Origin of the sequence: Polynucleobacter rarus (assembly GCF_003072505.1) — a bacterium.
Lineage (GTDB): Bacteria > Pseudomonadota > Gammaproteobacteria > Burkholderiales > Burkholderiaceae > Polynucleobacter > Polynucleobacter rarus.
Genome location: NZ_NTGB01000001.1, coordinates 1,025,161 through 1,047,777 on the forward strand (window position 1 = coordinate 1,025,161; position 22,617 = coordinate 1,047,777).

The following is a 22,617-nucleotide window of genomic DNA, read 5'->3' on the forward strand; positions in this document are numbered from 1 at the left end:
GGCACTATAAAAAATATTCAGATCATTATTGTTTTTTAAATAAACAAAGTAATCTCGGTCCGATAAATTAATTTTTGGTGGAGGATAAGCCCTAGAAAAATTAATCACATTACCCTGACTGTCTACGAATGTAGCTACGTCAATAATGGCATTAGAAAGAGTTTTTTCTTTTAAAAGACTGAACTGTTTATAGTTTGCTGCAAATTGAAGGTACTGTCTTTCATTCTCTATTTTTGATACTTCGAGGACATCTATTAAGTTTTCTAAAACCCGGTTGCCATTTTGCAAAATTTGACTAGCGTGTTCACTATTTACGAGGGTAAAACTATCCAACTCACTCTGCCAAGTTTTAATATTACTTTCATAGGAAAGTAAAGAGATAGTGCTACCCATAAATACAAAAAATAGGGCAGTCAAAACCCCAATCTTTATTAAAAGCTTATTTTCTTTTATGGTGGAGTAATTGACCATTTAAATTAGTAAATAAAATGTTGCAACATATGAGTGAGATAAATGAAGAAATAAAGATTTCATTAAATCTTATTTATAGAATCAAAACAAGATTGAATTGTCATTAAACTAGGGTGCGTAATGAAATACTCACAAAAAAAATGGCTCAATGAAGAGCCATTAGTTCTTTATTGCCAATAATTTACGCTTTAAGTTGATATTCAGTTGTGCCAAACTCATCAGTTGGATCTGATTGGGTTACTTTCAACGATGTGCCAGCCCCCATTGCAGACAACCATTTTTGGTAAGCACCTTCCAAAATTGTTGGTCCCCAAGCTTTAGTTTGATCACCAAATACATCATTAATTAAAGATGCATTGGTTGATTGATGATGAATAATTCGCAGTGAAGAAGGAGTTTCTTCTAAATCGACCCAACCCCAATCCAGATCTTGCCAAACTGAATTCATCGCTGTTTTGAATTCATCTAGTGAATTACAAGTTGGAAGTGCAGACTGGGTTGCAAAACGATAACCAATTTTATACATCGTTTCATTAATATTGCCGGCATTTGGATTGCTTGCAAATTCATTCGCGAAGGCTGTTAAAAGGCTTCTCCAAAGACGTGAGCTTTGACGTGTAATACGATAATCAATTTTTTTTGGACTAAACATTGCAATCTTCCATTGATGAAAAAAGTTAAATAAATTTAAACACTAATGCACTAATTTACATGAAAATTAAGTCAAAAGCCTTAAGAAATTGCTCGAATTGGACATAGAAGACCAAAAAAGCTCAATTTCTTATAAATTAAATTATCACTTTATATGTTTTATTGGGATATTTGAATTCAAAGCTTTAAATGTTAGGGTTATTCTACAATATAAACAATAAAAAGTGATGTTAGTTTAATGAATTTTCAATAGAATTTGGCAATTTCAGTTGTTCCGCAATCTTATTTATGAAATTTTAATTTGTTTTACTGATTAATTTGATACATTTTTTGTGTAAGATGCCTCCCTCATCAAAGTCTTGACCTTCAGCAATAAATCCAAACGTTTCATAAAATCTCAAAGCATCAAGCTGTGCATGCAGTGTAATTTTCTTGGCTTGAAGTTTTTCTGCATAATTCAATAATCCCCCCATCATTTTTGACCCCAATCCTTGACGACGGTGTTCCTTTAAGATTGCAAGCCTACCAATCTTAAAATGCTCATCTTCACTTTTATTTGCTTTGAAAATTCTGGCTGTACCAATTGGCGTTTGATTTAATAGAAGGATCAAATGTTGAGCAGCGGGATCATGCTCATCAATTTCTAAATCAACAGGAATATTTTGTTCAATAACGAAAACTTGATATCTGATTGGGTAGGCTAGTAGATGGGCTTCTTCCCAAGTTTTAAAAATATATTGATACATTTTGATTATTTATTTGCAATCCTATTAAAAATAAAGCTATAATACTCAACTGTTCCCTGATAGCTCAGTCGGTAGAGCGACGGACTGTTAATCCGCAGGTCCCTGGTTCGAGTCCAGGTCGGGGAGCCAGATTTTTATTGTAAAGAGACCACTTTTCTAAAAGTGGTTTTTTTATTTGCAATTCTATGTTTCGGCTCTTCAACTATAACCGGTGGACGAGCATTAATCAAACAGGATTCATTTATTCATTTTGTCTATCCAAAGCTAACTCTTTTTAGCTTATAACTCAGTCTTTGAATTATTCTCTAAGCCCAATTTCATTTTGATAGAGACAAATCGATGTATTAACGTATCGATTTCGAAATTCAACAACTTCATCGCCGTAAGTGTATGCATAACGGCTAATTTTCAAAACTGGATCTGATTTTTTTAGACCTAATTCTAATCTCACAAACTCAGGAGCTTGAATCGCTTCGACTTGTTCATTGATCCTTACAATAGTCATCATAAATTGTGATTGATAGAGTGAATAAATGGAACCTTTTCTATTTGTAAAGCCATTTTCAGTGAGCTTCGTAAATTTCTTTTGAGGCAACCAAATACGATCAAACATGACAGCTTTGCCTTCAATGAGTCTAAGGTTGTCAATTACAAACAATCCCTCACCACCCATAACACCTAATGCTGTTCCAATCTCTTTATTTGCCAATACCTTCTTAAAGGAAAGCAATTTGGGTTCTACAAGCATTTCGCTATTCGAACGATTAAAAAAGTTAAAGAAAGTACTAAATTGGTTATGTTTTTCATGTGTAGAAACGGTGGTTCCGATCCTGGCTCGTCTGATTAGTACTTGTTCAGAAACAAGATCTTCAACCGCTTTTCGAACTGTTCCAACACTGACAGAAAATAGTTTCGCTAACTCAGGCTCTGTCGGAATTTTATCTCCCGGCTTCCATTCGCCATTTCTGAGTTTAATCAGAATGAGGCTTCTCACTGTGTTGTATAGGGGTTGATCTAAACTGCCGCGTTTAATCATCAAAACGTTCCTTTAAAAAGGTGGTTTATTTGTAATTTTAATTGAAAATAGTTCTTGACATCATATTAATCATATATATGATTAATATGATTAAATATTATTAACTCTTTTATAAGGAAAAAACGATGCCAAATTTAATCAAACACATTGCAATGCGAGTCATTAACATTGAAGAATCAAAAAAATTCCATGAAACGGTATTTGGTTACAAACATGTAAATACTGTATTGCGTAAAGGCAAGCATGGCGACCATATTTCTTGCCATATGACCGATGGATATATGGACTTAACCTTGATTCATTATGAATCTGATGATGCTGATGAGGCAAATTTTGCTGGTCCAGCTCCTTGTATTCATCATATTGGTATGGAAGTTGAAGATTTAGATGCTTTTATTCAAGGGGTTAAAGACAGTGGTGGAGAAATCCTAACTGAGCCTGGCCATTTGCCGGTGAAGTTTAGATCACCAGGCGGACCAGTAGCTGAAGTGGTGCCTATGAAACGTTGGGAAGCTGAAACTTTAGCTGCCGGAGTTCATGGAGAAGTATTAGCTTAATAAATATTGAAGCACTTGGGAGATAAGATGCCACGTATTTCTGAGAATAGAAGAACTCTATTGCGATTTGTGATTGCTTCTTTGGGTTCTTCATTCTTTACCAGTGAGAAATTACTTGCTAAGGATGCATGGCCTAGCACAAAGCCAATTAAGATGATTGTTCCTGCACAACCTGGCGGTGGCTTGGACTTAATTGCTCGAACTATGGCAGATAGGCTCTCCCAAGCCACTGGAACTTCTTTTATTTCAGAGAATATTGGCGGGGGTGGGGGCACAATTGCAAGTCTTGCAACTTCTAGAGCCACTCCAGACGGTCAGACATTCATGGTAGTTAATATTAGTACCCATGGTACTAACCCGGCAATTAGAAATCTTCCCTACGACTCAATGAAAGATTTCACCCACATAGCAATGGTGGGTGGGTCCCCAAATGTTCTAGTAGTCGGACCAGAGTTTAGTAAATTTGACTCTTTAGAGGCTTTATTGATGGAGTTCAAAAAAAGAGGAAGGCCAATCAGTTATGGCTCAGCTGGTCCAGGTACTTCCTCACATCTTCTGGTTGAAGAGCTGAGTGTAGCAACTGGTATTCCTTTTTTACATGCTCCTTATCGAGGGATTGGTCCTGCTATGGTGGATGTCATGGCCGGTAGAGTTGATGTTGCTTTTCCCGGCCTGATAGCTGCTTTACAGTTTATTAAAGGTAGTCGTTTAAAACCTTTTGCCGTTTCATCTCAATCTCGAATGCCTCAAATCCCTAATGTACCAACTTTTACAGAAATTGGTATGTCTGAATTTTCAAGCCTGCAATGGTATGGAATATCAGGTCCTGCAGGTTTACCAGTTGAAATCGTGAATAACTTAAATAGTCAAATTAATCGAATTCTTAAGGAACCTCAAATCGTTGCAAGGTTTGAAGCAGAGACCCTTACTCTAATGCCAATGACTCCCCAACAATTTACAACTTATATCGATAAAGATTTAAATAAATGGAAGAAGTTAGTAAAAGAAAGGGGAATACAAGTTGATGGTGCTTGAAAAGATCTTCTCTTTGCTTAAACCGTACAATCCATCTACGGTAATAAGAGTCTCCAGGCAAATTCCTACCAATTTATAAATTGAAGTTAGTCGAAAAAGCATTTTGAAGAGGATTTACTGCTAATCGATATTGTGTATTCTCCAAACTTGCCGAAGAGATCCATAAATTGCTCCAATTGTTGAAGAATGTTTCAATAAATTCATTAACTTGAGAGAATATTTGTAGTAATATGAATTAAAATAAATTCCGAATTTTTACTATTCTTTTAAACTTTAAAATCATTTCATGAAAAAGACCTCCGCTAAATTAGCTCTTATTTGTCTTCTAACCATATCTGCCAATTTATATGCTCAAAAGTTACCTTTTTCGGGCCTATTCGGTCAAATTGGAATTGGATATGATGGAGCCTCCCCATCTGCAACAGGTTCTTCAACTGGCAATATTGGTACTGTCTATGGCAATTACAACATTGGTAAAGCCTATAATTTCAATGAGTCTATTGCAGTTGGTTACAACTATGTTATTGATCCGAAAATTCGTTTAGGTCTTGGTTTTGAATACAACGTCATGATTGCAGTGCCAAAACAGGATGCAACTATCAGTACTGGAAATACCACAGCAATTATCGGTGGTTATGTCAAAAAGAACTCTTATGATTTCTTTTTAACACCGGGTTATGTGGTTGGTAACGATGGTCTTGCTTATGCTAAGTTCGGCTTATCATCCTCTAGGGCTGAATTATTAGGTGATACGATTAATTTCAAAGGTTACACCTTTGGTGCAGGATACAAATATGCACTTGATCCAAATATGTATGTTTTTGGTGAAGTAAATTATTCAGTATATGGAGATCAAACTTCATATCCAACAACATATATCAACGGCGCTACTGCAACTCATAACCTCAACTATAGCTACGATTCAAAAATGGCTTTAATTGGTTATGGATTCAGTTTCTAAGTTTTAAAAAAGCGTTTCTTTTTTCAAGTGTCTCAAGATGAAGTCTGCTGTAACGACAGCAGCATCTTGAGTCATCTTTTCTTCAAATATTAGATTCACAATTTCTTCTAAAGTACATTTTTGAAAATGATGGACTTCGCCATCATTGTTGCTTGGAGTCCAGTCATCTTCGACAATCAAGTCAAAAGTAAATAATTTTTCATGATGGACTTCATTTGGTGGTAATGGTCTTCTGATTTCGATCGATCCAATAGGATAAAGATTTTTTAGATGATACGAAGTCACACCTGCTTCTTCCCAAAGTTCTCGAATAGCACAAGTTTGAATAGTTTCTTGGGCGCTAATCCCACCAGCAGTCATGTTATCCATCAATCCTGGATCTACCTTTTTATTATCGCTTCTTGTTGCTAACCAAAGTAGACCATTTTCAGTATAGCCATTGATATGAACAGCATGACTCATCAATCCGAAGCCTCTAAAAGCAGCTCGCTCCAATTGAAATGCCTCATGAGAATCTTCTCTTAAGAATGAAAAATTTTCATTACGCCAGTGTGAAAAAACTTTTTTTGTACGTAAAAATTCAGCAAGAATTTTCAGCTCTAAACTTAAATCATGGGAAGAGGCATTGGATAATATAAGTGCATCTTTTGTTACCTGTATCAAGAAAAACTCATTTTGATCTTGGTCTAACAATTCCTGAATATACATTAAGCACGTTGGAGAGATGCATCCTATTACTTGATTGTTGTAGAAGACAGGGGGGAAATTATTAGGGATTGAACGATAAGCAGTTTCAATGATTTCCATCAGGGCTGATTGAGTCGATTCAGAAATTACATAATTTAATTTCATATCTTATTGTCCATACAGATTTCTTTAAAAAATTATTTATTTTTTCAATGCCCACTTTAGGGGGAAATGTAATACTAAAAATTCGGTTATGACGGCTCGACTCGCAGTCGATTTAATGATTAAACTATTTTCTGATTCATTTTCACAATACTTTTAATTGAATTGGGATTTTCCCTACCCCCATTAGAGGGAATCGACTGTGCTTAAAAATTGTGCAAGTCAGCCCATGTCCTACCATATCTAATGATTTTGACTATTTTATGCTACTTATCCACAAAACTTGTGGATAAGTTTCTCTTCTAAAAAAAACATAAAAGATTGACAATGATAAAAAAATAATTTATGCGTAAAAAAGTGAATGATTTTTTCTTGGAAATTATTTTAAAATTTGGTCCCGCCGACAGGAATCGAACCTGTATCTTACGCTTAGGAGGCATACGTTCTATCCATTGAACTACGGCGAGGTAACTTGATTTTACAATGAATGCTGAAAATATTTAATTTTCAATTAAGTTAAAAAAATTATTTCCTCTTTAGATCAATAGCTTAGTTTAAAAAAGTCTGATTTTGTAAAGATAAATGGTGATAATTCGTTTTGAATATTGATAAGATGGTTATCCATTTAGAATATCATCTTGAAATTCAATCATTCAAATACGGCAAGCTACCTTAGTTATTTCCATGGCAACAAATAAAGAAAATTACAGCGAATCATCCATCAAAGTGTTAAAAGGCCTTGAGCCGGTAAAACAACGACCAGGGATGTACACGCGGACAGATAATCCTTTGCATATTATTCAAGAGGTCATTGATAACGCCTCCGATGAAGCATTAGGAGGTCATGGCAAGGAAATTTCATTGACGATCCACATTGATGGCAGTATCAGTGTAGAAGACTTCGGCAGGGGTATTCCTGTTGGAATGCACCCAGATGAAAAAAAACCAGTTGTTGAAATTGTGTTTACCCAACTCCACGCTGGTGGAAAATTTGAAAAAGGCTCTGCTGGTGCTTATGCATTTTCGGGTGGGCTTCATGGCGTTGGTGTTTCAGTTACGAATGCATTATCAAAGCGTCTCGAAGTTCAAGTCTGTAGAGAAAAGTTTTTTTCTACTTTGGCATTTGAAAACGGCTTTTTAGTCGAAAACATTCAGTCAAATCCGATTATTAAGGGAAGTAAACAAAACGGTACAAAGGTTCGTGTTTGGCCAGATCCAAAGTACTTTGATTCCGCGATTATTCCATTGAATGAATTACAGCGTTTGTTGAGATCAAAAGCTGTATTGCTGCCGGGTGTTAAGGTTAACTTAACCATCGAAAAAACCAATGATACTCAATCCTGGATTTATGAAAAAGGCTTAAGAGGGTATCTCGATGAGGCAATGGTTCAACTGGGTCATAGTGAATCGATTATTCCTCCATTTGAAGGTGAGCATTTTGCACATCCAGATGTTATAGGTGAAGAAAGTTTTGCTCAGGGTGAGGGTGCATCTTGGGTGGTGGCTTGGACTGAGTTCGGTAATCCAGTGCGTGAGAGTTATGTTAACTTAATTCCTACAACAGCTGGTGGCACCCATGAAAGTGGTTTGCGTGAAGGACTCTTTAACGCTGTGAAGTCTTTTATTGAAATGCACGCTTTACTTCCAAAAGGCGTTAAGTTAATGCCTGATGATGTGTTTGCAAGGGCATCATTTGTACTTTCAGCTAAAGTTCTGGATCCTCAGTTCCAAGGACAGATTAAAGAACGTTTAAATTCTAGAGATGCAGTACGTCTGGTCTCTGGATTTGTAAAATCGGCACTGGATTTATGGCTAAATGAACATGTTGATTTGGGTAAGAAACTTGCCGATTTAGTAATTAAGCAAGCGCAGGCAAGAACCAAGGCTGGTCAAAAAGTTGAGAAGAAGAAATCATCTGGCGTTGCTGTTCTTCCCGGCAAGTTAACCGATTGTGAAAGTGAAGATATCATCATCAATGAAATCTTTTTAGTAGAAGGCGATTCAGCTGGTGGCTCTGCCAAGATGGGGCGAAATAAAGAGTATCAGGCGATCTTACCTTTAAGAGGAAAGGTTCTCAATACTTGGGAGGCAGATAAAGATAGATTATTTGCTAATAATGAAGTTCATGATATTGCAGTGGCAATCGGTGTTGATCCCCATGGAGTTGGTGATGATCCTGATTTAACGAATCTTCGCTACGGGAAAATTTGTATATTGTCCGATGCTGACGTTGACGGCTCTCATATTCAAGTTCTTTTATTAACGCTATTTTATAAACACTTCCCCAAATTAGTTGAACGTGGTCATATTTATGTAGCGAGACCACCCTTATTTAGAGTAGATGCGCCCGCCAGAGGAAAAAAACCTGCTCAAAAGATTTATGCTTTAGATCACCCTGAATTAAAAAGTATTGAAGACAAATTAATTAAAGATGGCCTAAAAGTTGGTAGTTGGCAAATTTCAAGGTTTAAAGGCTTAGGTGAAATGAGTCCTGAACAGTTATGGGAGACCACATTAAATCCTGATACTAGAAGATTGCTACCTATCTTAACTGGTAGCTTAGGTCTTGAAGACACAAACAAGTTGATGGATATGCTGATGGGTAAATCAGAATCATCGGCTCGCAGGTCTTGGTTAGAGGAACGTGGTAACGAAGTAGAGGCGGATATTTAAGTTATGGCAAATAATGAATTAGATCTTTTTTCAAATATCCAACCAGAGGATCCTAATGATTCTTTGGTTTTGGGACATTTTGCTGAAAAAGCATATTTAGATTATGCAATTAGCGTAGTTAAAGGTCGTGCATTACCTGAGTTGGCTGATGGTCAAAAACCTGTTCAAAGAAGAATTCTTTACTCAATGAGCGAAATGGGTCTAAGGTTTGACTCTAAACCCGTGAAAAGTGCAAGGGTTGTTGGGGATGTATTGGGTAAGTTTCACCCGCATGGCGATCAATCTGCTTATGATGCATTGGTGCGATTGGCACAAAGTTTTAGTCTTCGATACCCCCTTATTGATGGGCAAGGTAATTTTGGCTCAAGGGATGGCGACGGTGCCGCAGCAATGCGATATACAGAAGCTCGACTCACGAAAATCTCGAGTTTATTATTAGACGAGCTTGATCAAGGTACAGTTGATTTCATTCCAAACTATGATGGCTCTTTTACTGAACCAGCTTTACTCCCGGCACGACTACCCTTTGTTTTGTTAAATGGTGCTTCCGGAATTGCTGTTGGGATGGCAACAGAAATTCCCTCACATAATTTAGTAGAAGTAGCGGCAGCTAGCGTAGCAATCTTAAAAAACCCTAAAATTTCTGAGCAAGAAATTTTAAATATCATTCCTGGGCCTGATTTTCCGGGTGGTGGACAAATTATTTCGCCAATTCAAGAAATCCAAGAAATATATAAGCAAGGTCGTGGCAGTCTCAAAATGAGAGCACGTTGGAACATTGAAGAATTAGCCCGTGGACAATGGAAGCTTGTTATTACAGAAATGCCTCCAAATGCCTCTACTCAAAAAGTGCTTCAAGAAATCGAAGAACTAACGAATCCAAAAGTAAAAATTGGTAAAAAATCTTTATCTGCTGACCAAAACTCCTTAAAGCAAGCCGCATTAGCCATGCTTGATGGCGTTCGCGATGAGTCGAGTAAAGATGCTGCTGTTCGTTTGGTTTTTGAACCTAAATCAAAAAATATTGATGTAAATGAATTTGCTAATTTTTTACTTGCTCACACCTCTCTTGAGTCGAATGCGTCCATTAATTTGGTCATGATTGGAACCGATGGTCGTCCGAGACAAAAGGGTTTGTTGGCCATTCTGCAGGAATGGGCCCAATTCCGGATTCAGACGGTTACAAGAAGAACTGCTTTTCGCTTAAAGAAGGTTGAAGATCGTATTCACATCCTAGAAGGGCGTCAATTAATTCTTTTAAATATTGATGAAGTCATTCAAATTATTCGTGCGAGTGACGAGCCTAAAAAAGATTTGATGGAGGCTTTTAATTTATCTGAGCGCCAAGCGGATGACATTCTCGAGATTCGATTACGTCAATTAGCAAGACTTGAAGCAATTAAGATTGAACAAGAACTAAGTCAGTTGAATCAAGAGAAGGAAGACTTAACCAATTTATTAGGTAATGATTCTGTGATGCGTCGTCGCATCATCAAAGAAATTGAAGCTGATAGTAAGATGTTTGGCGACTCCAGAAGAACCTTAATTCAAGAAGAGAAACGTTCTATTATTCAAACCAAAGTGATAGATGAGCCTGTGACGGTGATTGTTTCTCAAAAAGGCTGGGTAAGATCTCGTTTAGGTCACGGACATGATCCCCTCCAATTTTCATTTAAGGCGGGTGATAATTTATACGCCGTGTTTGAGTGTCGAACGGTCGATTTTATCTTAGGTATGGGCAGTAATGGCCGCGTATACAGCGTGGCTGTTTCCGATCTGCCCGGTGCTAGAGGAGATGGTGTACCGATGACATCACTGGTCAGTATGGTTTCAGGGACACAAATGGTCTCTTTTTATGCCGGTCAGTTAGATGATTTAGTTCTTATCGCAATGTCATCTGGTAATGGGTTTTTAGCCAATGTTGCTGATATGGTTACCAGAAATAAAGCAGGTAAATCCTTTGTAGGGCTTAACGAGAAGTTTTTACCAGCAGATAGTATTCTGCCCCTGTACAAGATACGTGATTCGATGAAGCAGGTTGCATGTTATTCATCCGACGGGAAATTACTAACTTTCGATCTTACCGAATTGAAACGATTACCGTCTGGAGGAAAAGGCGTTATTTTGATGGATTTAGGTGACAAAGCACAATTATTAAGTGCTATTTGCTTTGATGAACAAGGCTTGTTAATAGAAGGTTTAGGTCGCGCTAATAAGCCAAGCTCAGTAACATTAAGCATGAAGACATTGTTGACCTATAAGACTTCAAGAGCCAAAAAAGGTCAATTTGTCGAGCCGAGGTTAAAAGAAGCAGTCTTGAAGCCAGTCTAATCGGTTAGTTGAACTTAGCTTAACTAAATCAGTTCATCCAGTTCAACAAAGTTAGGTTTGATTGAACTTAACTTTTCAGGATGAACTGATCGTCATTAATGATATTTGATTATTGTTTCGAAATTTCTGCAATGAGTTCAATCTCAACGCACACTCCCATCGGTAACTGATTTACTCCCACAGCACTTCTGGCATGTTTGCCTGCGTCTCCGAACACTTCGACGAGAAGTTCGGAACAGCCATTGGTAACTAAATGGTGTTCGGTAAACTCTGGTGTACAGTTGACGAAACTACTTACTTTAATAATGCGTTGGACAGAATCTAAATCTCCCAAATGCTTTTCTAAGGTTGCTAACAAATCAATTGCAACTGATCTTGCGGCGAGTTTACCTTCATCAGTAGTTAATTCCCGTCCTAGCTTGCCAACCCAAGGAATACCGTCTTTTTTAGCAATATGTCCTGATAAATAGACTAGGTTACCAACGTGGGTTGACATGACATAAGAAGCTGCGGGCGCCGAGGGCTTTGTTAAAACAATGCCAAGATTTTCAAGGCGTTTGGAAATCTGTGAATGTGTGTCGACCATTATTTTTTTCATATATCAACCTTAATATTTGTCATTCATATTATAAAGGACTACTTGGATAATTCATTCATGGCAGTTTCAAGACCAATTAAGGTCACGGGATACATTTTTCCACGCATTAATTCTTTGATAATACCAACAGATTGGCGGTATTGCCAAACTCCTTCTGGTTCAGGATTTAACCAAATTACTTTTTTAAAGTGCTCAAGGATTCGATTGATCCAAGTTGCGCCAGCTTCACTGTTGCTGTACTCAACTGATCCACCAACAGATAAAATTTCATAAGGACTCATCGTCGCATCACCAACAAAAATGACTTTATATTCAGAACTATACTTATTAAGAATATCCATCGTATCGAATTTTTCTAAATGTCTTCTTTGATTGTTTTTCCAAACATAATCATATAAACAGTTATGAAAGTAATAATATTCAAGGTGTTTTAACTCAGTTTTTGCTGCTGAAAACAATTCTTCAACACGTTGAATGTGATCATCCATCGAGCCACCTACGTCCATTAACAAGATGACCTTAATATTGTTATGACGCTCAGGGCGCATTTTTATATCTAAGTAGCCTGCATTGGCTGCCGTCGAATGAATCGTATTATCTAAATCAAATTCATCGGCAATGCCTGTTCTAGTAAATTGGCGCAGACGTCGTAAAGCCATTTTAATATTACGTATATTTAACTCTTGCCGATCATCATAATCTTGGAAAGTTCTTTTTTCCCAGACCTTTAGGGCTGTTCGATTTCCAGCACTTTCACCTTTCATCCTAAAGCCCTCAGGGTGATAGCCGCTATGACCAAAGGGAGACGATCCACCCGTGCCGATCCATTTACTGCCGCCTTCGTGACGACTATTTTGTTCTTTCATCAATTCATCAAGTCGTTTCATTAAGGCATCTAAACCGCCCAATTTTTCAATCTTCGCCTTTTCCTCAGGCGTTAATTCTTTTTGGAGTTGCTTAATTAACCAATCATCTTCAATCTGCCCAGACAACTCAATGATCGATTCAACCCCCGCAAAGTATTTTGAAAAAACTTGATCAAATCGATCAAAAAATTTTTCATCCTTGACTAAAGTCAGTCGAGCTAAAAAATAAAAATCTTGAATCGAGGGTGGGATTACTTCATTCTTCAATGCGCTGAGTAGGGTTAAGTACTCACCAATAGAAACTGGGATTTTTTGATTTCGAAGTTGAAAGAAAAATTCAATCAGCATGATTACCGATGGTTTTTATTCATCATCATTAAACGTTCAAAAAGTCGAATGTCCTGCTCATTTTTTAATAAGGCTCCTTGTAAAGGAGGGATAGAACTCATTTGTTCTTTTGATTGTAAAAGTTCAGAAGGAATATCATCGGCCATTAAAAGTTTTAGCCAATCAATGAATTCGGAGGTAGAGGGCTTTTTTTTAATCCCGGGCATATTTCTAACTTCATAGAAAATTCGCAGAGCGGCAGATAAAAGGTCTTTTTTGATATTTGGATAATGAACGTCGACAATTTTAAGCATTGTTACTGCGTCTGGAAAAGCAATGTAATGAAAAAAACACCTTCTTAAAAAAGCGTCAGGTAATTCTTTTTCATTATTCGAGGTAATAATCACAATCGGGCGAAATTTCGCTTGAATTAATTGCCGCGTTTCATAGACATAAAATTCCATCTTATCAATTTCCCTTAATAGGTCATTGGGAAACTCAATGTCTGCTTTATCAATTTCGTCAATTAAAAGAACGGTCTGTTGGTTTGCCTCAAAAGCTTGCCATAGAACACCTTTAACAATGTAGTTAGAAATTTCGTGTACTTTGGCATCTCCTAGTTGTGAGTCCTTCAAACGACTCACAGCATCATATTCGTAGAGCCCTTGTTGCGCTTTCGTCGAGGATTTAATATGCCATTGTAATAATGGCAACCCAAGCGAATTAGCCACTTCTTCAGCTAACATCGTTTTACCAGTGCCCGGTTCTCCCTTAATCAGAAGAGGCTTTTGTAAAATCATTGCTGCATTGACAGCAAGTTGCAAATCATCCGTGGCTACGTACTGCTCTGAACCACTAAAACGATGGGTTGGAGTTTGGTCGGGGTTATTCATAATTTAAAAAATAATGTTGTAAAAAATAGTTGTCGTAATAAAAATATTTAGCACCTTTATCTTTATAATAATAAATTGGTTCAATTCTGATTATTAACAATAACTCAACAATAAATTAAAGATAGTCCACTATACTATTATTCGTTACAGATTTTTTACACTACAACACACTTTTTATTATGACAAAAACTATATGTTCTCAAGACAAATTGCGCTTAACTAGCTTGATTTTGTTTACCTTCGCGCTTTCCTCAAATGCTTTTGCTCAACAAGATGTCAAAGGTGATGCTGAAAAGGGTGCAACTAAAGTAAGTTTATGCGCCGGTTGCCATGCAATTCCTGGTTATCGCTCTTCAGTTCCTGAAATTTACTCAGTGCCGATGATTGGTGGTCAGTCTGCCTCTTATATCGTTTCAGCACTGAGCGCATACAAAAAAGGGGAGCGTAAGCACCCAACCATGAGGGGTATTGCTGGTTCTTTATCTGATCAAGATATGGCTGATATTGCTGTTTATTATTCAGCACAAAATTTAGACACAAAGCCCAACAAACTAAAATAATCTACGAGAATTAAGAAAGCCCCAAAATGAAAAATTCAATCATCTTTACTTTGATAGCCTCCTTTTTCATAGCAACTCCTGTATTTGCAGGAAATATTGCAGCAGGAAAAGAATTAGTTGCAAAAAATAATTGTAATTCTTGCCATGGTCCTGATTTAAAGCAACCTATTGCTCCCGGTTATCCTAAGATTGCTGGTCAACACGAAGATTACCTTTTTTACGCATTAAAGTCTTATCAAGTGGAAAATAATCCTCATGTCGGTCGGGCCAACGCCATCATGGGTGGTCAAGCTAAGCAATTTACACAAGCGCAATTGAAAGATCTGGCTGCTTATATAGCTTCCTTACCTGGCGATTTCGTCGTTAAAAAGTAAATTTGCTAATCAAGGAAGGTAATGTGCCTTCCTTAACTAGCTGCTTTAATCAGGTGCTATAACCAACTGCTTTAACCAGCTGCTTTTTGTCCCTGTAAAAGGTGGCTCTTCATTAGTGATTTTGCTTCTTCTGGTTTTCGGTCAATTAATGCAGACATTATTTTCCGATGTTCCAGCAAAGATTGCTCTACTCGGCCAATTTTTCTTAGCGAATTTTTTCTTTGTAATTTCAGAACCTGCCTGAGGTCCTGAATTACTTTTCTCATCCAAGGATTACCTGCTATTTGTTGTATTAAATCGTGAAACTCTTGATTTAACTCAAAAAACCCATCTATATCACGATCAGCGGCTGCCTTTTCTAGACGCGTATGTAATTTATCTAATTGTTCAAGCTCGCTCTCATTTGCATTGCTTGCAACATCAAATGCGGCTTGAGCCTCCAGGATTGAAATGACCTCAAAAATATTCACCAAGTCTTGGTTGTCTACCTCAGTAACGTAAGCACCACGTCTTAGTTTCATGGTCACTAAGCCTTCTGCAGCTAAAACCTTAATTGCCTCTCGCAGGGGCGTGCGACTAATTTCTAACTCTTGAGTAATCTCTTTTTCATTGATCCAGGCGCCAGGTTTTAATTGATGTTGAAATATTTTTTCACGAATTACATCTGCAATATCAAGATAAAGAGGTCTTGATGAAAGACTCATTTTTATATTCCTTTTGGTAGAGTTTCGTTGAACGAAGTTTGAATAGCAATTTTGAATGCATAATTATGAATTCATTTTGCTATTTCTTTTCTTGTCTGTCAATGTTATCCTAGAGGAATAAATGAAAATTAACTATTTTTAAAAGGTAGGGTTTTATGAGTAATGATGACGGTGTTTCACGGGATTGGCCTAAGGTCGAAGGTGTAAAAGTGGAAGATTGGAAGAAGTTAGCCAATAAATCAGCCCCCAATCAAGACTCATCACAATTAGGCTGGCAAACCCCCGATGGCATTCATTTAAAGGCGCTTTACACAGCTAAAGATACTCAAGACCTACCATTTACAAATACCTTACCCGGATTTGCTCCATTTATTCGAGGTCCCCAAGCAACCATGTACTCCGTTCGTCCTTGGACAATCCGCCAATACGCGGGATTTTCTACTGCAGAAGAGTCAAACGAGTTTTATCGTAAATCTCTTGCGGCAGGTGGTCAAGGGGTATCGGTCGCTTTTGATTTGCCAACTCACCGGGGATATGACTCAGATCATCCTAGAGTAACTGGAGATGTTGGTAAAGCCGGTGTAGCCATCGATACCGTCGAAGATATGAAAATCTTATTTAATCAAATCCCATTAGATAAAGTTTCAGTATCAATGACGATGAATGGGGCAGTTCTACCCGTTTTAGCTGGATATATTGTGGCCGCTGAAGAACAGGGCGTAGCGATAAACTTACTTTCAGGAACTATTCAAAATGATATTTTGAAAGAGTTTATGGTCCGTAACACGTACATATATCCACCAGAACCTTCAATGAGAATTATTGGCGATATTATTGAATTTACTTCCCAAAAAATGCCAAAGTTTAATTCCATCTCGATTTCTGGCTATCACATGCAAGAGGCAGGTGCGAATCAATCTTTAGAACTTGCATTCACTCTAGCAGACGGTAAAGAATACGTTAAGACGGCTCTTGCTAAGGGATTGGATGTTGATGAGTTTGCTGGTCGTTTATCTTTCTTCTTTGCCATTGGCATGAATTTCTATTTAGAGATAGCAAAGTTGAGAGCGGCTCGGTTACTTTGGTGGCGAATTATGAGTGAATTCTCTCCTAAAAATCCTAAGTCTTTAATGTTGCGAACCCATTGCCAGACTTCTGGTTGGTCTTTAACCGAACAAGACCCCTACAATAATGTCGTTAGGACAACCGTTGAAGCGATGGCTGCTGTTTTTGGTGGAACACAATCTTTGCACACGAATTCATTTGATGAGGCAATTGCACTTCCAACAGAATTCTCTGCTCGTATTGCCAGAAATACACAATTAATTATTCAAGAAGAAACACACATTACCAGCGTTGTAGATCCATGGGCTGGCTCTTATATGATGGAAAAGTTAACCCAAGAAATGGCAGATAAAGCTTGGGAAATTATTCAAGAGGTTGAGGCAATGGGTGGTATGACTAAAGCGGTGGATAGCGGCTGGGCTAAGTTGAAAATTGAAGCTGCTGCAGCTGAAAAGCAAGCCAATATTGACTCAGGTAAGGATGTGATTGTTGGGGTTAATAAATATCAATTAACAGAGCAAGATGATCTTGAAGTACGAGAAGTTGATAACAATAAAGTTCGTGAATCCCAAGTGCTTCGCTTGAAAGAAATCAAAGCAAACAGAGATAGTCAAGCTGTGGAAAAAGCTTTAGAGGCAATAACCTCAGCTGCTCAAAGTGGTGATGGTAATTTATTAGATTTAACCGTGCAGGCGATGCGACTGAGGGCTACAGTTGGGGAGGTTTCAGATGCACTTGAGTCAATTTATGGACGACACCGGGCTGATACACAAAAGGTCACTGGAGTCTACGCTAGAGTCTATGATTCTGCTGAGGGTTGGGAGAAGCTACAACAAGAAATTAACCAATTTGCAGAAGATTTTGGTCGCAGGCCAAGGGTGATGATTGCTAAACTAGGGCAAGATGGGCACGATCGTGGCGCAAAAGTAGTTGCGACCGCTTATGCTGATTTAGGGTTTGATGTGGATATGGGTGTTCTATTTCAGACCCCTGCAGAATGTGCAAGACAAGCAATTGAAAATGATGTTCATGCTGTCGGAGTTTCGACTTTAGCAGCTGGTCACAAAACATTGGTACCTGAGATCATCGCTGAATTAAGGCGTCAAGGCGGCGAGGATATTGTGGTTTTTGTGGGCGGAGTTATCCCAAGGCAGGATTATCAATTTTTATATGAAGCAGGAGTTCAGGGAATTTACGGGCCAGGTACTCCGATACCGGCTTCAGCAAAAGATGTTTTAGAAAGAATTCGAGAACATCTAGTTAGCCAACAATCTTTAGATTAATTAACAGCCTATCAATCGAATGCTCCTAACAGACGAAGAGTTGTTTTCGCAACTAATCAGTAAAGATACCAAAAGTATCCTGCTGAAAAGAAGAGCTATTGCAAAATTAATTACTTTATTTGAATCTACCCGATTGGACCATCGAAAAAGAGCCGATGGTTTATTACAGCGAATGCTACCAATGACTGGCAAATCCTTAAGGATTGGTATTTCAGGAGTTCCTGGTGTTGGAAAATCTACTTTAATTGAAACTTTTGGTATTTATTTAATTGAAAAAGGTTTTAAGGTAGCTGTACTTGCAATTGATCCATCTTCAACCATTTCGGGTGGATCTATTCTCGGTGATAAAACCCGAATGGAAAAACTATCTGTTAACGAGCATGCCTATATTCGTCCTAGTCCATCCTCTGGAAATTTAGGAGGGGTGGCAGAAAAGACCCGCGAGGCAATACTGGTGCTTGAAGCAGCAGGCTTTGACCTCATCATTGTAGAAACTGTTGGAGTGGGTCAAAGTGAAATCGCCGTGTCAAAAATGACAGATATTTTTGTTTTATTGCAATTACCCAACGCGGGTGATGATCTACAAGCCATCAAAAAAGGGGTGATGGAAGTAGCAGATTTGGTGCTCATTAATAAATCTGATATTGATTTGAATGCGGCAACTCGTGCGCAAGCCCATATCAAAAGCTCTCTGCGAATTTTTGGTTATCAAGGCAACCCCCACCATCAGTTGCATGATCAAGAGGTTTGGCATCCTGATGTGATGTGTATTAGTGCCTTAGATGAAAAGCAAATTGATTCATTTTGGCAGTTGATTCTTAACTTTGAAAAAATTCAAAAGAAGAATGGTCGTTTCACAGCCCGAAGAGCTCAACAATCTTTAGCATGGTTAGATGATCAGATTAATCAAAGCTTAAAAGTTTTATTTAAAACGCATCCCGGCGTGCAAGATAAATACTTGCAGTATCAAGCGGATGTTCATTTAGGTTTATTAGATCCATCGGTTGCTGCGAGAAGTTTATTAGAAATTTTTAAGCATTAAAAAGTAAATAATTTAGGAGGAGATAGATTGAACGATATTATTCGACAATTAGAGGCTAAAAGAGAACAAGCCTATTTAGGCGGTGGCCAAAAACGGATTCATGCTCAACATAGCAAAGGTAAGTTAACCGCTCGTGAGCGAATTGAACTATTAATCGACGAGGGTTCCTTTGAAGAGTGGGACATGTTTGTTGAGCATCGTTGTACTGATTTTGGTATGGCAGATGAAACTATTCCCAGTGATGGCGTGGTCACTGGATACGGCATGATTAATGGTCGCTTAGTATTTGTCTTCTCACAAGATTTCACTGTATTTGGAGGCTCTCTCTCTGAGGCGCATGCCGAAAAAATTTGTAAGGTTATGGATCAAGCGATGAAAGTTGGAGCTCCCATCATTGGTCTTAATGATTCAGGTGGTGCTAGGATTCAAGAAGGAGTTGCATCGCTTGGTGGTTATGCTGAAATCTTTCAACGTAATGTAATGGCTTCTGGAGTGATTCCTCAGATTTCTTTGATCATGGGTCCCTGTGCCGGTGGAGCTGTTTATTCTCCAGCACTGACAGACTTTATTTTTATGGTCAAAGATAGCTCCTATATGTTTGTAACTGGCCCAGAAGTTGTTAAAACAGTGACGCATGAGGAAGTGACTGCCGAGGAGCTGGGCGGAGCTTTAACTCATTCGACAAAGTCAGGTGTCTGTGATCGCGTGTTTGAGAACGATATTGAAGCGATCATGATGTTGAGAAGATTCTTCAATTATCTGCCTCTTTCTAATCGAGAATCTGCACCGCATCGTCCTAGTACCTCTATTTCAGAGCGTTTAGATTATTCCTTAGACACATTAGTTCCGTCTAATCCGAATAAAGCATATGACATGATGGAGTTGATCCATAAAACAATAGATGATGCTGACTTTTTTGAAATTCAACCTGACTATGCCAAAAACATCATTATTGGATTCGCAAGAGTTGATGGTCAAACAGTTGGCATTGTCGCTAATCAACCTCTCGTTCTAGCTGGTTGTTTAGATATTAAGTCCTCAATTAAAGCAGCCAGATTTGTCCGTTTTTGTGATGCCTTTAATATTCCGATTGTGACTTTTGTAGATGTGCCAGGATTTATGCCAGGAACCGCTCAAGAATATGGTGGAATTATCAAGCATGGAGCTAAATTATTATTTGCTTATGCGGAATGTACAGTTCCCAAAATAACTGTAATTACACGTAAAGCATACGGCGGTGCCTATGATGTGATGTCATCTAAGCATTTACGGGGCGATGTGAACTTTGCATGGCCTTCTGCTGAAATTGCTGTTATGGGTCCTAAAGGTGCCGTTGAAATTATTTTTAGAGAAGAAAAAGGTGATCCAGGAAAACTAGCTGAAAGGGAAGCCGAGTATAAGAGTAAATTTGCTAATCCTTTTGTAGCGAGCCGAAGAGGGTACATCGATGATGTGATCATGCCGCATGAGACTCGTAAAAGAATTTCTAGATCATTAGTGATGCTGAAGAGCAAAGAACTAGAAAACCCTTGGCGTAAACACAACAACATTCCTCTTTGATGCATATTAATTAAGGATCAATTTATGTTTGAAAAAATCTTAATCGCCAACCGCGGTGAAATTGCTTGCAGAATTATTAGTACAGCAAAAAAAATGGGCATCAAAACAGTAGCTGTTTATTCAGATGCTGATCGTGAAGCCAAACATGTTGAATTAGCTGATGAGGCGGTTTATATCGGTCCAGCCCCTTCCAGAGAATCCTATTTGGTGATGGATAATATCTTACAAGCTTGTAAAGATACAGGGGCTAATGCCATTCATCCAGGCTACGGTTTTTTATCAGAGAACGAAGAATTCGCAAAACGAGTTGAAGAGGAGGGTTTAGTTTTTATCGGTCCCAAGCATTTTTCAATTGCCGCAATGGGCGATAAAATTGCTTCTAAAAAATTGGCGATGAAATCAAAAGTAAATACCATTCCAGGTTACAACGATGTCATTGAATCTACCGAACAAGCAGTTCAAATTGCGAATAGTATTGGTTATCCAGTGATGATTAAAGCATCTGCTGGTGGTGGTGGCAAAGGTCTTCGAGTTGCCTACTCAGATAAAGAGACGATTGAAGGTTTTTCTGCTTGTCAAAATGAGGCAAGAAACTCCTTTGGCGACGACCGAGTTTTTATTGAGAAATTTGTTGAAGAACCGCGTCACATCGAAATTCAAATCCTAGGTGATAGTTTTGGTAATGTGGTTTATCTGTGGGAAAGAGAATGCTCGATTCAAAGACGTCATCAGAAAGTGATTGAAGAAGCTCCTTCGCCCTTTATCAGTGAGCAAACACGAAAAGCGATGGGCGAACAAGCAGTTGCTTTGGCTAAGGCGGTTCAATACCAGTCCGCTGGCACAGTAGAATTTGTGGTCGGCAAAGACCAGTCTTTTTATTTTTTAGAAATGAATACTCGTCTGCAGGTTGAACATCCAGTTACCGAATTCATTACAGGCTTAGATTTGGTAGAGCAAATGATCCGAGTTGCGGCGGGTGAAAAATTGGGCTTTACTCAAGACGAAATAAAGAGAGATGGTTGGGCAATGGAGTGCCGTATTAATGCAGAAGATCCTTACCGACAGTTCTTACCCTCCACAGGACGCCTGGTAAAGTATTCTCCTCCTCCAGAAGAAGGCGGGGTGCGGGTTGATACAGGTGTCTACGAAGGTGGTGAAATCCCCATGTTCTATGATTCGATGATTGCAAAATTGATCGTACACGCTGAAAACAGACCAGCAGCCATCTTAAAAATGCAAGACGCTTTAAATCAATTTGTCATTAAAGGGATCCATTCGAATATTCCTTTTCAGGGTGCACTCATGCAGCATCCAGATTTTCAAAGTGGTCATTTTCATACTGGGTTTATTGCGAACCATTTCCCAAATGGCTTTAAGGGAGCAGAGATCGACAGTGGTTTTCATGATTTCTTTTGCGCCATATCTACTTTTATCCATACAGCCTTTCTTGCCAGAGCTGCAAATATCTCAGGTCAGTTAGATGGGCATCAATTTCAAATACCGAATGAATTTGTCGTAGTCGAAGGCGAGAATGGTAAACAGTCTTATACTCCCGCTGTTAGGAATGTGAAGAGTGAAGTTTTTGAGGTCAATATTGCCAACAAAAATTTTGCGATTCAATCGAATTGGAATCCAGGGGAGCTCATTTTTAAGGGCACTGTAAATGCCCATCCTGTCATCTTGCAAGTTGAAAGGTTTGGTCTGTTCTATCAATTATGTCATTCTGGTATGCAATTTAATGCCATGGTGATGAGTAAATCTGCAGCAAATCTCCAAAAGTTAATGCCATTTAAAGCTCCACCTGATTTATCAAAATTTTTACTATCTCCAATGCCTGGCTTACTAGTGAATATCGCAGTTAAAAAAGGACAGAAAGTACAAGCAGGTGAGCGATTAGCCTCCATTGAGGCGATGAAAATGGAAAATGTCTTATTTGCTTCTCAAGATGCTGAGGTGCTTGATATTTTGGCTAATCAAGGAGAAAGTCTTGCTGTCGATCAACCTATTATTCAATTTAACTAAACTAGAAAAAACT

The 22,617-nt window shown here is 38.3% G+C and carries 19 protein-coding genes and 2 tRNA genes; 12 read left to right on the forward strand and 9 right to left on the reverse strand.

The window, feature by feature from the left end; genetic code table 11:
* Positions 1-652: 652 nt before the first annotated feature.
* Both bcsD and AOC35_RS04795 read right to left on the reverse strand, forming a co-directional pair.
* Positions 653-1,123, reverse strand: coding sequence for a cellulose biosynthesis protein BcsD (bcsD, locus tag AOC35_RS04790; protein ID WP_108646013.1), 471 nt, complete (start codon positions 1,121-1,123; stop codon positions 653-655).
* A 295-nt stretch (positions 1,124-1,418) separates the two neighbouring features.
* Complete coding sequence (locus AOC35_RS04795; protein WP_108646014.1) at positions 1,419-1,868, reverse strand: GNAT family N-acetyltransferase; 450 nt, start codon at positions 1,866-1,868, stop codon at positions 1,419-1,421.
* A 53-nt stretch (positions 1,869-1,921) separates the two neighbouring features.
* On the opposite strand from AOC35_RS04795, the gene AOC35_RS04800 reads away from it, so the two are divergent.
* Positions 1,922-1,997 (forward strand) — tRNA-Asn (locus AOC35_RS04800).
* Positions 1,998-2,166: 169 nt separating this feature from the next.
* Here the strand turns inward: AOC35_RS04800 and AOC35_RS04805 are convergent.
* Positions 2,167-2,904: a GntR family transcriptional regulator gene (locus AOC35_RS04805; protein WP_108646015.1), complete on the reverse strand. Its 738-nt coding sequence runs from the start codon at positions 2,902-2,904 to the stop codon at positions 2,167-2,169.
* A 125-nt stretch (positions 2,905-3,029) separates the two neighbouring features.
* Between AOC35_RS04805 and AOC35_RS04810 the strand changes: the two genes are divergently transcribed.
* From AOC35_RS04810 to AOC35_RS04820, 3 genes are all read left to right on the forward strand, one after another.
* Positions 3,030-3,461, forward strand: coding sequence for a VOC family protein (locus tag AOC35_RS04810; protein ID WP_108646016.1), 432 nt, complete (start codon positions 3,030-3,032; stop codon positions 3,459-3,461).
* Between the two features lie 27 nt (positions 3,462-3,488).
* Positions 3,489-4,496 carry a Bug family tripartite tricarboxylate transporter substrate binding protein gene (locus tag AOC35_RS04815; RefSeq protein ID WP_108646017.1) on the forward strand — a complete coding sequence of 336 codons (1,008 nt, stop codon included), beginning with the start codon at positions 3,489-3,491 and terminating at the stop codon, positions 4,494-4,496.
* A 286-nt stretch (positions 4,497-4,782) separates the two neighbouring features.
* Complete coding sequence (locus AOC35_RS04820) at positions 4,783-5,457, forward strand: outer membrane protein (protein ID WP_108646018.1); 675 nt, start codon at positions 4,783-4,785, stop codon at positions 5,455-5,457.
* Positions 5,458-5,460: 3 nt separating this feature from the next.
* On the opposite strand, the gene AOC35_RS04825 is transcribed toward AOC35_RS04820, so the two are convergent.
* A complete protein-coding gene (locus AOC35_RS04825) occupies positions 5,461-6,264 on the reverse strand; it encodes an NUDIX hydrolase (protein WP_211307476.1) in 804 nt (267 codons plus the stop codon).
* Positions 6,265-6,698: 434 nt separating this feature from the next.
* A tRNA-Arg gene (locus AOC35_RS04830) sits at positions 6,699-6,773 on the reverse strand.
* Between the two features lie 217 nt (positions 6,774-6,990).
* Here AOC35_RS04830 and AOC35_RS04835 point away from each other — a divergent pair.
* Entirely contained in the window at positions 6,991-8,979 is a 1,989-nt protein-coding gene (locus AOC35_RS04835) for a DNA topoisomerase IV subunit B (protein ID WP_108646020.1), read from the forward strand.
* A gap of 3 nt (positions 8,980-8,982) precedes the next feature.
* Positions 8,983-11,310: a DNA topoisomerase IV subunit A gene (gene parC / locus AOC35_RS04840; protein ID WP_108646021.1), complete on the forward strand. Its 2,328-nt coding sequence runs from the start codon at positions 8,983-8,985 to the stop codon at positions 11,308-11,310.
* Positions 11,311-11,419: 109 nt separating this feature from the next.
* On the opposite strand, the gene AOC35_RS04845 is transcribed toward parC, so the two are convergent.
* Genes AOC35_RS04845 through AOC35_RS04855 form a run of 3 tightly spaced genes read right to left on the reverse strand, consistent with a single transcriptional unit; the run spans position 11,420 to position 13,994 of the window.
* Positions 11,420-11,908 carry a RidA family protein gene (locus tag AOC35_RS04845; protein WP_245898429.1) on the reverse strand — a complete coding sequence of 163 codons (489 nt, stop codon included), beginning with the start codon at positions 11,906-11,908 and terminating at the stop codon, positions 11,420-11,422.
* Between the two features lie 38 nt (positions 11,909-11,946).
* Positions 11,947-13,122: a vWA domain-containing protein gene (locus tag AOC35_RS04850; protein ID WP_108646023.1), complete on the reverse strand. Its 1,176-nt coding sequence runs from the start codon at positions 13,120-13,122 to the stop codon at positions 11,947-11,949.
* A gap of 2 nt (positions 13,123-13,124) precedes the next feature.
* A complete protein-coding gene (locus AOC35_RS04855) occupies positions 13,125-13,994 on the reverse strand; it encodes an AAA family ATPase (protein ID WP_108646024.1) in 870 nt (289 codons plus the stop codon).
* Between the two features lie 179 nt (positions 13,995-14,173).
* Here AOC35_RS04855 and AOC35_RS04860 point away from each other — a divergent pair, with 179 nt between their 5' ends.
* The gene (locus AOC35_RS04860; RefSeq protein WP_245898430.1) at positions 14,174-14,554 is read left to right on the forward strand and encodes a c-type cytochrome; all 381 of its coding nucleotides are present in this window, start codon (positions 14,174-14,176) and stop codon (positions 14,552-14,554) included.
* A 26-nt stretch (positions 14,555-14,580) separates the two neighbouring features.
* Positions 14,581-14,928, forward strand: coding sequence for a c-type cytochrome (locus tag AOC35_RS04865; protein ID WP_108646025.1), 348 nt, complete (start codon positions 14,581-14,583; stop codon positions 14,926-14,928).
* 71 nt (positions 14,929-14,999) lie between these two features.
* On the opposite strand, the gene AOC35_RS04870 is transcribed toward AOC35_RS04865, so the two are convergent.
* Positions 15,000-15,632 carry a GntR family transcriptional regulator gene (locus tag AOC35_RS04870; RefSeq protein ID WP_108646026.1) on the reverse strand — a complete coding sequence of 211 codons (633 nt, stop codon included), beginning with the start codon at positions 15,630-15,632 and terminating at the stop codon, positions 15,000-15,002.
* A gap of 155 nt (positions 15,633-15,787) precedes the next feature.
* Between AOC35_RS04870 and scpA the strand changes: the two genes are divergently transcribed.
* From scpA to accC, 4 genes are read left to right on the forward strand one after another with little or no spacing between them, the layout of a single operon-like run.
* The gene (scpA, locus tag AOC35_RS04875; RefSeq protein WP_108646027.1) at positions 15,788-17,980 is read left to right on the forward strand and encodes a methylmalonyl-CoA mutase; all 2,193 of its coding nucleotides are present in this window, start codon (positions 15,788-15,790) and stop codon (positions 17,978-17,980) included.
* A 19-nt stretch (positions 17,981-17,999) separates the two neighbouring features.
* Positions 18,000-19,022: a methylmalonyl Co-A mutase-associated GTPase MeaB gene (gene meaB, locus AOC35_RS04880; RefSeq protein ID WP_108646028.1), complete on the forward strand. Its 1,023-nt coding sequence runs from the start codon at positions 18,000-18,002 to the stop codon at positions 19,020-19,022.
* 27 nt (positions 19,023-19,049) lie between these two features.
* The gene (locus tag AOC35_RS04885; protein WP_108646029.1) at positions 19,050-20,582 is read left to right on the forward strand and encodes an acyl-CoA carboxylase subunit beta; all 1,533 of its coding nucleotides are present in this window, start codon (positions 19,050-19,052) and stop codon (positions 20,580-20,582) included.
* 24 nt (positions 20,583-20,606) lie between these two features.
* Entirely contained in the window at positions 20,607-22,604 is a 1,998-nt protein-coding gene (gene accC, locus AOC35_RS04890) for an acetyl-CoA carboxylase biotin carboxylase subunit (RefSeq protein WP_108646030.1), read from the forward strand.
* Positions 22,605-22,617 lie beyond the last annotated feature (13 nt).

Coding starts and splice junctions, on each gene's coding strand:
- AOC35_RS04795 (WP_108646014.1), bottom strand. CDS start 1,868: ATGTATCAATATATTTTTAAAACTTGGGAAGAAGCCCATCTACTAGCC.
- AOC35_RS04820 (WP_108646018.1), top strand. CDS start 4,783: ATGAAAAAGACCTCCGCTAAATTAGCTCTTATTTGTCTTCTAACCATA.
- AOC35_RS04805 (WP_108646015.1), bottom strand. CDS start 2,904: ATGATTAAACGCGGCAGTTTAGATCAACCCCTATACAACACAGTGAGA.
- AOC35_RS04835 (WP_108646020.1), top strand. CDS start 6,991: ATGGCAACAAATAAAGAAAATTACAGCGAATCATCCATCAAAGTGTTA.
- scpA (WP_108646027.1), top strand. CDS start 15,788: ATGAGTAATGATGACGGTGTTTCACGGGATTGGCCTAAGGTCGAAGGT.
- AOC35_RS04850 (WP_108646023.1), bottom strand. CDS start 13,122: ATGCTGATTGAATTTTTCTTTCAACTTCGAAATCAAAAAATCCCAGTT.
- AOC35_RS04865 (WP_108646025.1), top strand. CDS start 14,581: ATGAAAAATTCAATCATCTTTACTTTGATAGCCTCCTTTTTCATAGCA.
- accC (WP_108646030.1), top strand. CDS start 20,607: ATGTTTGAAAAAATCTTAATCGCCAACCGCGGTGAAATTGCTTGCAGA.
- AOC35_RS04845 (WP_245898429.1), bottom strand. CDS start 11,908: ATGAAAAAAATAATGGTCGACACACATTCACAGATTTCCAAACGCCTT.
- AOC35_RS04825 (WP_211307476.1), bottom strand. CDS start 6,264: ATGGAAATCATTGAAACTGCTTATCGTTCAATCCCTAATAATTTCCCC.
- AOC35_RS04870 (WP_108646026.1), bottom strand. CDS start 15,632: ATGAGTCTTTCATCAAGACCTCTTTATCTTGATATTGCAGATGTAATT.
- AOC35_RS04860 (WP_245898430.1), top strand. CDS start 14,174: ATGACAAAAACTATATGTTCTCAAGACAAATTGCGCTTAACTAGCTTG.
- bcsD (WP_108646013.1), bottom strand. CDS start 1,123: ATGTTTAGTCCAAAAAAAATTGATTATCGTATTACACGTCAAAGCTCA.
- AOC35_RS04855 (WP_108646024.1), bottom strand. CDS start 13,994: ATGAATAACCCCGACCAAACTCCAACCCATCGTTTTAGTGGTTCAGAG.
- AOC35_RS04810 (WP_108646016.1), top strand. CDS start 3,030: ATGCCAAATTTAATCAAACACATTGCAATGCGAGTCATTAACATTGAA.
- AOC35_RS04815 (WP_108646017.1), top strand. CDS start 3,489: ATGCCACGTATTTCTGAGAATAGAAGAACTCTATTGCGATTTGTGATT.
- parC (WP_108646021.1), top strand. CDS start 8,983: ATGGCAAATAATGAATTAGATCTTTTTTCAAATATCCAACCAGAGGAT.
- meaB (WP_108646028.1), top strand. CDS start 18,000: ATGCTCCTAACAGACGAAGAGTTGTTTTCGCAACTAATCAGTAAAGAT.